Below are 12,575 nucleotides of genomic sequence, written 5' to 3'. Positions count from 1 at the left end.
ACACCCCAGTCATTAAGCTACCTTCTTTGCACGTGCGGCGGCCAGTGCGGCGGAGGCCAGGGACCATGATAGTTCGGCGGAAAATTCAGCGGAGCACCATTATCCCTCTTGGAGCTGTTGCAATGCTTACAGACTGGCGTCAGGTTTAGATCAGTCCGGTCGCCGCCTCTAACACGTGGCTGCACGTGATCCACCGCCTGAGCCGGATTCTGTCTGCAATATGAGCACAACGGCGTCGGAAGACTCGGGTCCGCATTGACTCCAATGTTGTAATCCCGAAGATCACCTGGAGAAATGCGCTGCCCAGCCCCGAAACCGCCACTGGAACCCGCTGGGATGTCATAAATTGGTTCGCCGTTTGGACCACAACCACTTGGGGTGTTGACATTGTGCGACAAGATCGGCGTACTCGCCGCGAGAACGTAGTAGGTATGGATGCCATCCACTGTCAGGTTGTGCACCCGCTGAACGGCAGCCCGATACTGAGCCCCAACCACTGTGGCTCGCACGCCTTGCGAGTCAAGTACCGCATCGCCAGGTCGCAAGTCAGCCGCATCTGTCCAACGGCCCTGGTCGTCAACCCAGAACGGGTGCTTGTCCGTCGCAACGACCTTGCCCACCGCGTCACCGCTCGGGCCATCGGTGTCCACAGTGATCTCGACCAGATTCTTCAAACCCGCGCTGGTGAGCGTCGCTACGACTTCCCGTGCCTCGGTACGCCCGGTCTCCGGATCGGTCGCCAGCACCGTGTCCCCGAGCACCAGGTCCTCAATCGCCCGAGTAGTCCCATCCGCGAGCAACACCAGCGTCCCTGGCACAAAGCTGTGGCACGGCGGCTTGGCGCGTTTCCCCGCGCTGGCGGCCGCATCCGCGGCGGTGTCCAGCGTCTTGACCGCCGGGCCGAGTCCCCTCGTACCCAGAATCACCTCGGCCACGGTGCCCACCGTGAGACCCGCGAGCCTGCCGTACTCGCCGTTCTCCCACGCCATCTTGAACGGCTCGATCATCGTGTCGATGACCTTGCCCGGATCCTCGATCATCGCCACGACGCCCTCGGCCATCTGCGAACACGTGGTACCGCCGATCGCCGCGACCGATCCCGAGCCGGCGCCCATGCCACAGTCCGCCGCAGCGGTAGCTACGGCGTAAACCCCCTGGACCGCGTTCACCGCGACCTCGCCAACACCCTCCACGAAGTCGAGGGTGTGATCCCAGAAGGACTCCGGCTTCGGCTTGTAGACCATCATTCGGATCGTCTTGGGCGATGGCGACGGCGACGGGGCGGCGTCGCCGGGTCGGTAACGCGCGTTGCGCTGGGACCGGGCGATACGGGTGTTCTCCCCCGCGACTCGCTGAGCCCGGCTCACCCCCGGCGGGGTGACCACGTTGTGGTTGACCCCGCCCTCGTAGCAGTTCGGCCGGCAATCCATCGCCAGGCCGCTGGGGTCGGAGAAGGTCACCGGGTTGCCGTTGGCGTAGGAGTAGCCGTGCATCTGTTGCGGATCCGCCAGGTCCATCAGCGGGTCCACCGAGATGAACCGGCCCAGGGACGCGTCGTACTCCCGGGCGCCGATGTGGGTCAGTCCGGTGGCGTCCCTGGTGCCGCCGACGAATCCCTTGTCGTCGGGCCAGGAACCGGGTTCGGTGCCGCGTGGGATGCCGAACGGGTCCTGGTATCGCTTGTCCACCGCCAGGGTCGTGGCGTTCACCGACACCCCGGAGGTGCCCTGGTGGTCGTTGAACATCAACGACAGGCCCGAGACCGAGCCGCGGACCGCGACGGTGGCGCCGCCGTGGGAGTAATAGCGCTTGGCGGTCACCTCGCCGTTGTCCGGCAGGCTCAGCTCTGTTCCCGGCAGGTACAGGGTGGTCCGGCCGGGTTCGCGCTTCAGCAGCCGGCCGCCGTCCGGTCCGTACTCATAGGTCGAGGACTTGCCGTCAGCCTCGGTGACCTTGGCCAGCCGACCCTCCGCGGTCCAGTCCATGGTCTGGAGGGAGCCGGAGACCTTCCTGGTCGCCGTGTTGCCGGTGGCGTCGTAGGTGAACTCGTCCTTCGCCGTGCCGTTCGGGCCTTCCCTGGTGACGCCGCGCACGGTGTGCGGCTGCGGCTTCGTCGGGTCGGGGTGCTGGAAACGGCGGGTCACCGGGCCCTGCGCGGTGTGCTGGGTCTCGCTGGTGCGGTTGCCGACCACGTCGTAACCGAAGTCCGACCAGTACGGCGCGGCGCCGCCGAGTTCGCCGACCTGTCGCGGATCGGTGCGGCAGTCGCCGGTGCCCGGGGTGAACGCCTTGGTCATCCTGCGCAGGTGGTCGTAGCGGAAGCACTGCGTGTCCCACTTGCCGCCCTCGGGCACGTCGGCGATGCGGGTGATGTTGCCGACCGGGTCGTAGGTGTAGTTCCGGTCCGCCATCCGCGAGCCCGGCTTGGCGTTGCGGTCGAGCACCGAGCGTTCCAGCCGGTGGGTGCTCGGGTCGTAGAAGTTGGTCAGGAACGCGACGTTGGCGCCTTCGCCCAGGGTCACCCCCCGGGTTTCCCCGAAGGCCGTGTAGAGATGTTCCTGGGCGTAGGTGTTGATGCCGCTGGTCTCGGTCGGCATCCCGATGTCGTTGTAGCTGTGGGTGATGCGCTCCAGTGGCAGGCCGCCGGCCTCGGGCAGGATCGTGGCCCCGACCTGTCCGGTGACCGGCTTGTACTCGGTCCGGAAGGTGTAGTCGCCGGCGAGTTTGCCCTCCTGCGCGGGGATGTTGACCACGGTGCTCAGCGGTCTGCCGGTGTCGTCGTACTTGCCGACCCGGGTGGTGTACGCCTGGCCGCCGATGTAGCGGGTCGAACTGGTGGGCAGTCCCTTCTTGAGGGTGTCGTAGGTCCATTCGGCCTGCAGGACCGGACCGGACGCGGTCTCCTCGTGCAGCGCCCGCTTGCGGTTGACGTCGTCGTAGCGGTACGAGAGCGTCTTCTGCCGAGCGTCGGTGGTGGCGGCCAGCCGGTCGTACTGGTCGTAGCGGTAGATCGTCCGGCCGCGGTCGGGGTCGTGGTCCTCGGTCTTGCGACCGAGCTGGTCGAACTTGTACTCCCAGACGTTGCCCGCGGCGTCGGTGACCTTGGTCAGTTCACCGAAGGTGGTGTAGCCATAGGTCATGGCGTCGTAGCCGCCGGTGGGCTGCCCACCGTGGTACTGACGGCGTTCGACGATCTGGCCGCGGGCGTCGGAGATCACCGTCGTCGCCACGCCACCCGCCGGCGGAGTGACGTGGGTGCGATCGCCTTCGTAGCGGGTGGTGGTCTGCCACAGCGGTTCATCGTGCTTGCGCTGGACCGACGCGGTGACCCGCCCCAGCCCGTCGTACTCGGTCGTGTTCTGGTTGGGGATCAGGTTGTCCTTGACCCCGTGCAGGGCCTTCGAGACCGGATGCTCGTTGTGGTAGGCGCCGTTGGTCCTGACCACGAGCCCACGCGAGTCGTGCCAGGTGTCGGTGATGATCCGGCCGGTCTCGGTAGCCTGGTGCTGGGCCTGGCGCTCCCGGAGCAGACCGTCGTAGAGCTTGTAGGACTCGGAGTAGGACCCGTTCTCGCGAATGGCCTTGGTGGTCACCACCGTCGGCCCGTCGGTCCGCAACTCGTAGCTGAACTCGGTGCTCGGCTTGTCCGGGTTGGCCAACTTCGGCCGGATCGGCGTCCAGACCTTCAGCACCCGGCCGAGCGGATCGTGCTTGAGGTCCGACCGCTCACCATTGGCGCCGATCTCGGCGACCGGTGTGCCCCAGGCAGGCTCCAGGATTCGCTTGTTCTGGTGGCCCAGCGGGTTGGTGACCGTGATCTCCTTGACCGGCTTGCCCTCGGCCGGGCTGTAGCTGGTCCTGCTGCGCACCCCCTTGACGTCGACGGCTTCGGTGGACCGGCCGTAGACGTCGTAGGAGGTCGCGGTGAGCTGCTGGTACTTCGTTCCGTCCCAGCGTTCGGTCGCGGTGACCAGGCCGCTGGTCACCGCGACGCCGAAGTCCTTGTTGTCGTAGCGGGACCGCACGTCGCTGACCAGATCGCCGGGTTTGCCGGTGCCCGCGGCGCAAGGCAGCGCCACGGTGTGCACGCGAGAGGCCAGGCCGAGCACCCAGTTGCCCTCGTTGCGGGCGTAGCTGGTGCGGGTGCACCGTTCATCGCCGGTGACGGCGAGGTCGCCGCTCTCCTCGACCATCTCGGCGATGCCGAACTTGTCGAAGGACGTCGTGGTGCTCGTTCGTCGCCAGGTGCCGTCGCCCAGCAGGGTGCGGTGGCGCACCGCGCCGATGTTGACGATGAAGGACTGATCGTCGCCGTGGGTCGCGGTCGGCCCCTTCAGCTCGGGCACGTTGATCGACCCGGCCACGGCCTTGCCCTCGTTGTACTGGATCGCCTCCAGCACCTGTCCCTGCAGCAGATCGTGGTCCACGGTAGGGCGTTTCTCCGAGTCCAGCACCGAGACCTTGCGCTTGCCGCCGGGCTGGAAATCACCGTCCATGCCGCGTAGGTAGAAGGTGTCCGTGATCGACTGGGTCGTGCCCGGATCGCCGCTGATCGTGCGGATCTCGCCGTGCCCGCGCCAGGAGGACCAGGTGCGGTGCTCCGGTTTGGCGAACTCGTTGTCGTCGTAGTGCCAGGCGGCGTCGTTGTCCTTGTACCGGTACGCGGTCGTCACCGGCCTGGATCCACCGGTACGGTCGTCGTCGACGACGACCTCCACCACGTACTTGTGGAACCAGTCCAGGATCGGGTCGACCGCACCCGGTGGCGCCCACCAGATCGGGTAGCACCGCTGGGTGTTCGACTCGGGCTTGGCCGGCATTCGGTCGGCCCGGCGGCAGTCCGCATCGGTGTACTTGATCTCAGTGTGTCCACCGGCTTCACCGGTGATCGAGGTCAGGCGGTACCGGGTGAGCGGTGGAATGCCTTCGGTGGCGTCTACCCGGTTGGCCTTGGACGTGCCGCCGAACTTCACCTCCGGCTTGGCCACCGTGCCGTCGACGTGCCCGGTGTGGGTGACGCCGGCCAGCCACAGTGCCGGGGCAAGTCCGTCACCCGCGGCGGGGAAGGTGTGCCGCAAGGTCCAGGAGTCGACCGGCCGGTAGTCCTGCGGGCCGGTGGCATTGTCCTTGCGCAGTTCGGTGACGATCTTGGCCAGCCGTTTGCGGCTGAAGAACGAGGGCGCGTAGTTCCCCGTGCATTCCTTGCCAGGATCGCAGATCTGCTCGAACGGCACGTCCGGCCAGGACTTGGCGTTGTCCTTGTTCAGCTGGCCGGGGTCGCAGGTGATGGCGCCCTCGGGCACACAGCGCTCGGCGGGCTCGAACCGGATCCGCATGGGCGCGTCCTGGTACACGCCGCCTGCGCGCAACCCGTACTCGATCCGGTTGATGTTGCCGGCCCGAACGTACTTGGTGGGGGCGTCCAGCGACATATCGCGCGAGTAGTGGTTGATCTCGGTGTCGTAGTAGTAGGTGGTGACGTTGCCGAGCCGGTCCACCACGTAGTCGAGGTTCCAGCGCCAGGCCTGCTGGCAGAAGGACTCCGGGTAGGAGTTCCGGACGTGGCAGGGCTCCTTGTCGTGGTTGCCGTAGACCGGGGTGGTCCAGGTCGAGTTGGTCTCGTCCTTGCCCTCGGTCCAGCCAGGCAGCCGGTTGCGTCCGAGGAAGAACTGGGTGCCGTCGGTCGTGGTGACCTTCCAGTGCTCACCGTCATTGTCACCGTTGGTCGCGCCCTTGAGCAGCTCGACGTAGGAGCCGTCGTCCTTCTTGGGACGCCAGCGGTTGTTCGCCTCGTCCTTGACCAGTTCGGACGAGGTGCCGCCGAGCACCAGGGTCGCGTTGTCCTCCACCCAGCAGGAGTCCCCGGTCTCCCGGCTGCCCTGGTTGCCGCCCTTGTCCTCGAAACAGCTCTTGTACCGCCGTTCGATGAACCCGCCGGGACTGAGGTCCCAGCCGTCACCGGCCCAGGAACTCTGGTTGTTCGTGGCGCTGGTGCGCCCGTCCAGTGATCCCGACGAGTAGCCGAGGGTCACCTGCGGTGGGGCGCCGCCGATGGCCGGTGGCACCCGGATCGGCAGCGAGTAGCCGAAGTCACCGCTGGAGCTGCCGGCGGACCAGCTGCCGGAGGGCGCGAGCGAGGTGGCTTTGTAGGTGCCGGCCGAGCCCTTCGGCGCGGCGGTGGCCGCGAGCACGGATCCGCCCGCGGCGGCACCGGCCGATCGACCCTCCACAGTGGACTGATCGAGCGGAATCCGGGCGGTGACCTTGCGATCACTCGCGTGGTTGTCGGTGCGGACCGGGGTCACCACCCGGCATTCCCGCTTCTCCGGCGTGGTCAGCACACAGCCTGGTAACTGCACCAGGCGGAGCCGGGTGCCGTAGTCACCACCGAAGGCGTCGGCGAAGCCGCCGTAGTCGACCTGAACCGACACGGTCGAACCCGCGGCGCCCCCGGCGTCGGTGACCTTGAGCAGAACCCCGTTGAGACCGGCCTTCTCCGTCGCCTTCTGGTCGAAGGTCTCGACCTTGACCTTGCTCTCGACCGCGCTCCTGGCCTGCTGGTTCCGCTGCACCAGGCCGATCGCCACCGGTAGTGCGCCTGCCTTGCGATGTTCGATGCCCGAGGGCTGTGGTTCGGCGGCCCGCCCTTGCGGTGGCATGTCCGCGGGCAGCACGACCTCGGCGGCGCCGTTGGCGGGCCAGGTCGGTTTGGGCAGCGACTTGACGAGTTTCTTGTCCGACTCGCTGTGCGGCATCGGCCGCACCGGAACCGGGCCGCCGGGGATGGACACGTCCTTCTGGAGTTCCGGCCGGACGCCTTGCCCCGGCGCCGCGGCGGGCGCCGCGACTGCCGAGACCGTGGTGGAGAACAACACGAGGCCGAGCGCGACGCAGGTCGAGCGGCGGAACAAGGTTCGTCGTCCCATCAGGAACGCACCGCCAGCTGCCGCAGTTCATTGCGCGTCGGGATACCGGAGAAGATCTTCACGTCGTCCACGGAGCCCTTCCAGTAGTTGGTTCGCTGCCGCTCCCACTGGGCCCGGCCGATCAGTAGTTCGGCGCCGGCGCCATGCCAGCCGGTGACGTTCTCCACCGAGCCGACCGGATCGCCATTGAGGTAGACGTGTGCTTTGCCGCTCGCCAGGTCGTAGACACCGGCCACATGCACCCAGGTGTTCGTCTGTGCCTGTCCGGGGGCACTCAGGGCGTGCCACCCGCAGGCCCGGTCACCGGCGCAGGAGACCAGGAAGCCCCATTGCTTCTCCTCGTGCCGGTACTCCAGGACGAATGGCGAGAAATTCGGATCGCCCAGGCTGACCGCCGCCTGTGCGTGCTCGGTCAACTCCTCCAGGCGCACCCAGGCCATCACGGTGTACGAGCGGTCGGTGCGGATCGCCGGTCGCGGCGCGGTGATGTGCCCGCCGTTGGGGCCCGTTTCCCCGTTGAAGCGCACCTCGGTGTAGTCGTCGCTGACCCAGGTGGAGCCGCCGTGCAGCGTGCCGGTGCCACCGGTCACCCGGTCCCGGGTTGTCGTGCCGCTGCCCTCGTTCATCGCGTAGTGGGAGCGCAGCACCGCCTGGTTGGCCAGGGTGGCGGCCTCGGCGGGGATCAGCAGCCGGTCGTAGACCCTGACGTCGTCGATCTGCCCTGGGAAGTGGTCCACTGTGTTGCCGCCGAACTTGGCCGCGCCGACGACCAGGTCGCCGGTGGCGTTCCAGCCCTGCACGACCGCCTCGCCCTGCTTGACGCCGTTGACGTAGAGGACCAGCTTGCCGTTGGCGGCGTCGTAGGCGCCGATGAGATGGGTCCACGCGCCCAGTTGCGGCGGATTCGCCGACTCCACCCGCGGTCCGCCCGGCCTGCTGTCATCGGTCATGGCGAAGGCCCACCGGTCCGGGCCGTCGGCGTACTGCAGGTAGAAGCTGCTGGCAGGCCGATCCGCGGCGTGGCTCTCCTGGCTGATCACGGTGCCCCAGCGGTCGTCCTTGTCGAGTTTCACCCAGGCCGAGACCGAGAAGCTCTTCGCGGTGTCCACGAAGGCGGGCCTGCGGAGGTGCTCGCTGCTGCCGTTGAGGGTCGCCGACTTGCCGAGGTAGCCCTCGGCGGTGGTGGAGGGAGCGCCTGATGCCGACAGTGGGCGGTTCTTGCCGGAAGCGTCGGCGAGGTCGCCGTCCAGTCGCCAGTGCGCGGCCAGACCGGCAATGGCCGGCTCATGCCTGGCCACGGTGAACTCGTAGCGGATGATGGGCGAGACGTTGCCTGCCCGGTCGACCGAGACCACCGACAACCACTGTGGCCGTTCCAGGGTCGGGGTGAACCGGATCGCGGCGTCGCCACCGATCCGGTCGGCGTTCACCCGGATGCTCGGCTGGTGACCGCCCTGCTGTTCGGTGAAGTCGTAGAGGTAGTGCTCGACGTCGTTGGTGCCGTTGGCCTTGAGGTGGAAAGTCCCGGTCTGGCCCGCACCACCTGACGGCTGGCCTGCCGGGTAGTCACCTGAGGACACCGCGGGCGGGCCCGGCTTGACGTTGTCGATGGTGAACTCGCACATCTCCGACCAGGAGCTGGCCTCGTAGTCGCCCGACCACAGGTGCCAGGTGTAAACCTCGCCGTCAGTGATCACCCCCGGTGGCACCCGCACCTCCGCGAAGGATCCGGACGGCACGTTGCCGATCTTGGTCTCGTTGCCGTCCCAGGTGTGCTGCTCCGGAGTGCCCTTCAGTACCCGGAAACCGGCATCGAGCATGCCACCGTCCTGATCGGACAGTCGTGCCCGCAGCCTGGGCGTCTTGGTGAACACGACCGGTCGGTTCTCGCCCCGCACACACGGGATGAGCCCGGTCTCCATGCCGAGTTCCACCGGCGGGTTGGGCGGGGTGTTGTAGTTGACGATCAGTCGCGGGTTCAGGTCGAACCGCCGCCAGTGGTCCTCATTGCCCTCGTTGGCGGCTTGGAGCAGGAAGGTGAGGTTCGACCACCGTTCCTGCACACCGGTCCGCACCAGATCGGTCACCTTGATCTCGGCGCCGCTGGCTCCTGGGCAGTGCTGACGGTTGTTGACGTTGGTGAAGTCACCGAGGTGGCCGGTCCGCCGCGGCTGCGCGTTCCAGGTCGTGCCGGGATCGATGCCACTGGTCACGTGGACCTGGGTGGGCCTGTCCGCCGCACAGCCACCGGAGTGGATCACGTCGGCGTTGAACCACGCGTCGTGAATGATCTTGCCGTGCATGTCGCTCAGCTTCAGCTCGACGTAGGAGCGCGACTTGACCCACTTGCGGGCCTCATAGTCATAGGCGTAGCCGGCTTTGAGATCACTCAGCTTGCCGTCGGTGCGGTCGAAGTTGCGCTCGTTCGGCCACTGGTCCTGCACCACCACGTGATGGTTGCGCTGCCCGGTCCACCAGTACTCGGGATCGACATAGACCGGGAACTTCGTCTCGGCAGCGGCGAGGAACCCCGCATCGGGAACCACGGCCAGCTTGGTCCCGGACAGTTCGACGCCCATCGCCGCCTCGCGGCCGCCCTCCCCCGGGCCGGTCAACCGGTCGGCGTGAGTCCCGGTGCCGGTGGAATCCCACATGCGGGACGCCTCGCCGGAGAACACCAGCTTTCCGTCGCTGTCGACCGCCTTCAGGTCGGTACCGGTCTGCACCGGCGTGTTGCCGCGGCCGGTCGGAGTGGCCAGTCCGAGGGTGACGTTCCTGGTGTGGGAGTTGAAGACCACCCTGCGCACCTTGGGGTTCTTCGCCGCCTCGGCGTTCTTGACCACCAGCAATTGGCTGAACCCGGTCAGCGTGGCCCGTACGACGAGATCCGCGCCGGGCAGGACCTCCCGGTAGGTGGCGGTCCGCCCGTCCAGCACCGGGGCGGGCAGGACGCCTTCCCAGCCGAGCCCGACCTCGCGGCCGTCGCGACCCAGCGTCGCGAGCGCCTGGGCGCCACCGCCGGACAGCCGCAGGTCCACCGGAGAGGCGGCCGGTTCGACCAGACCGTCCGCACGCGTGCGCAGGGACAGGTCGATCGGCACCCAGGTGTCACCACGCTTGGCCCGCACCGGCTTGATGTGCTCGGTCAAGGTGAAGCTGCCATCCGGGTTGGCCACGACCTCAGTGGTCTCCGTGGTCTTCGCGGTGACCTTGACCGGCTGGTTCTGCCTTCTGGCGGCGTTGCTCGCCGCGGTCTCGGTGGCAGCTTCCCGGACCGGCGCCGCGGGTGCGGCGACGGCCGGTGTGGCCACTGTGGACAGTGCTACCGCAGCCGCCGTCGTGATGACGGCAGCACGAATCACGCGCTGCACAAGGCAGCGCTGCGCGCCGAACCTCAAACCAGCTCCCCCTCAAGAACCACGTGGTCTCAACGACCAGAACGTGGCTGCGCCCCCCAGACGCGCGGCCAGAAACCGCGGGGCGAACTATAGGCAGCTTGTTCGCACAGTTGCGATAGACCGAACAGGGTAACTACGCGAAGCTACGACGATTGCCACAGCGTGTAACGAACACCTTCGTAGCTACAACGCGACGTCGCTGCCTGCCAGCCTGACCGGGACCCGTACCCGACGAAGGGGCCAGACCGTGTTACGAGCCGTAGCCCTGGGAATCGCGCTGACCGCCACCCTGGCAACCCCCGCCACCGCCACCCCCACCACGCCCCCGCACTGCCCGCCGCTCATCCAGGGCACCGGCCCCAGCATCCATCCCGAGGGCGTCGCCTACGACGCCGTGCGCGCCAGGTTCCTCATCGGCTCGATCACCCACGGCACCGTCTCCACCGTCGGACCGGACAACCGCGCCGTCACCCTGGTCGACGACCAGCGCCTCATCACCACCATGGGCCTGGCCGTGGACAACCTGCGTGGCCGCGTCCTGGTCACCAACGCCGACCTCGGCCGCGGCGACCGCACCACCCCGGAAACCAGGAACCAGCTCGCCAGCCTTGGCATCTACGACCTGCGCACCGGCAAGGCGCTGCACTACCTCGATCTCGGCAAGCTCATCCCCGACACCCAGAACTTCGCCAACGACGTCGCGCTCGGCCCCGACGGCACCGCCTACGTGACCGACTCGCTCGCGGGCGCGGTCTACCGGGTCACCCCTGACGGGCGGGCCGACGTCCTGGTCCGCGATCCGCAGCTGGCGGGTGCGGTGGGGGCGGGCTGGGGGCTCAACGGGATCGTGTGGACGCCGCACGGGCTCGTCGGCGCGTTGTCGGCCAAGGGCGCCCTGGTGCGGATTCCGTTCCGCGACCCGGCGAAGTTCCACCTGGTCACCCTGGACGCCTCGATCGGGAAGCCGGACGGACTGCTGGTGCGGCCGGGGAACCGGTTGCTGGCGGTGGACAACACCACGGCGAACCGGATTGTGGAGGTGCGTTCGGCCGATGGCTGGCGGACGGCGAGCGTGACCGGGTCCACGCCGTGGGCGGACAAGGCGCCGACCACCATGGTCAGCACGCACTGCGGGCCGTACGCGCTGGCCGGGCGCCTGGATGTGCTGCTCGGGGGTGGGCGCAGTGACGAGTTCGTGCTGCGCCGGCTGGGCTAGACAACTTTGCCGATCGGGTAACGGCGGTGGGCAGGCGGGTGGCGGGGTGACCGCGGGTCACCGCACGGGCTGATTCCGGCGCACGGCGGCGTTGTCGACGGTGCGGACGAGCGACATCCTCTTCTGCGTCACTTTCGCGGGCCGGAAACATCGGGGCGGCCGACCATCCGCCTGGACGTGGAGGGACCGTGAACCAGTCACCGACCCCAGCCGCCCGCCACCGCACCTGGTCCTGGATCGCGGCGGGGGTGCTGTTCGCCGCGTTGCTGCCCGCGTTGCCCGCCTCCGCCACCTCCACCCCCGCTCCCCCGGTCGCCTGCACCGCCGAGGAACGGGCCGAGGACCTCCGCAAGGAACGGGACCGGGTACTGCCCGCGCTCGAACAGGTGCGCACCGTGCGGAACTGGGCGCAGCTCGGGCTGCTCGCGGCGACCGGGTGGGGTGCGCTCGGGCACGGGTTCATCAGCTTCAAGGGCGCGGGGGTGGCCATCGCGCGGACCGACTCTCCGTTGAGCGGATCACACGTGGTGATCCCGTTGCCGGTCGGGTCAAAACCGTTGCTGCCGTTGAACATGCCGGATCTGCTCTTCTACGCGCCGAACCCGGAGTCCGGCACCGTCCTGCACCCGCACAGCCCCGACTTCCCCTACACCCTGGCCGGCTGGGGCTATTGGGACCTCTACCACCTGGAGCGGCATCCCACCGGGCGCGGACCCCTCTGCCTGACCCGGCGGGACTGGCACGTGCACGAGCGGGGCATCCACGACTTCGCCACCTTCGGCTTCGTGCCGGTGCCGCCGCGGGAGAGCTTCCAGGGTGAGTCCAGTGGGGCGGAATTGGTGCCGCCGTGGGAGTTGCTGCGCAATCCCGGGATCGTCCACAAGCGAGCGTGGAACACCCACCTGTGGCTCACCCCGGACGCGACGACGGTGACCCCCGCCTTCGCCAACCCACATCAGCACATCCGCGGCCAGGAGCTGCGCTACGGCGAGTGGTTCTTCCCACCGCCGAGCCGGTGATCGGCGCTCGCCGAGC

At 68.1% G+C, this 12,575-nt stretch carries 4 protein-coding genes; 2 read left to right on the top strand and 2 right to left on the bottom strand.

The window, feature by feature from the left end; translation table 11 throughout:
• Positions 1-17: 17 nt before the first annotated feature.
• Both MZC64_RS11585 and MZC64_RS11580 read right to left on the bottom strand, forming a co-directional pair.
• A complete protein-coding gene (locus tag MZC64_RS11585) occupies positions 18-6,926 on the bottom strand; it encodes a polymorphic toxin-type HINT domain-containing protein (protein WP_247757334.1) in 6,909 nt (2,302 codons plus the stop codon).
• Complete coding sequence (locus MZC64_RS11580; RefSeq protein WP_247757336.1) at positions 6,926-10,237, bottom strand: LamG-like jellyroll fold domain-containing protein; 3,312 nt, start codon at positions 10,235-10,237, stop codon at positions 6,926-6,928. The genes MZC64_RS11585 and MZC64_RS11580 overlap by 1 nt, the downstream gene beginning before the upstream one ends.
• A gap of 334 nt (positions 10,238-10,571) precedes the next feature.
• Here MZC64_RS11580 and MZC64_RS11575 point away from each other — a divergent pair, with 334 nt between their 5' ends.
• Positions 10,572-11,540, top strand: a complete 969-nt coding sequence (locus tag MZC64_RS11575; protein ID WP_247757338.1) for a hypothetical protein — start codon at positions 10,572-10,574, stop codon at positions 11,538-11,540.
• Positions 11,541-11,728: 188 nt separating this feature from the next.
• Complete coding sequence (locus tag MZC64_RS11570; protein ID WP_247757340.1) at positions 11,729-12,559, top strand: hypothetical protein; 831 nt, start codon at positions 11,729-11,731, stop codon at positions 12,557-12,559.
• The last annotated feature ends 16 nt before the right edge of the window (positions 12,560-12,575 follow it).

It is taken from the genome of Crossiella sp. S99.2 (genome assembly GCF_023094165.1).
Taxonomy (GTDB): domain Bacteria; phylum Actinomycetota; class Actinomycetes; order Mycobacteriales; family Pseudonocardiaceae; genus Crossiella.
Note: the sequence above shows the minus strand (reverse complement) of the source record. Positions and strands in the feature narration are given on the sequence as shown.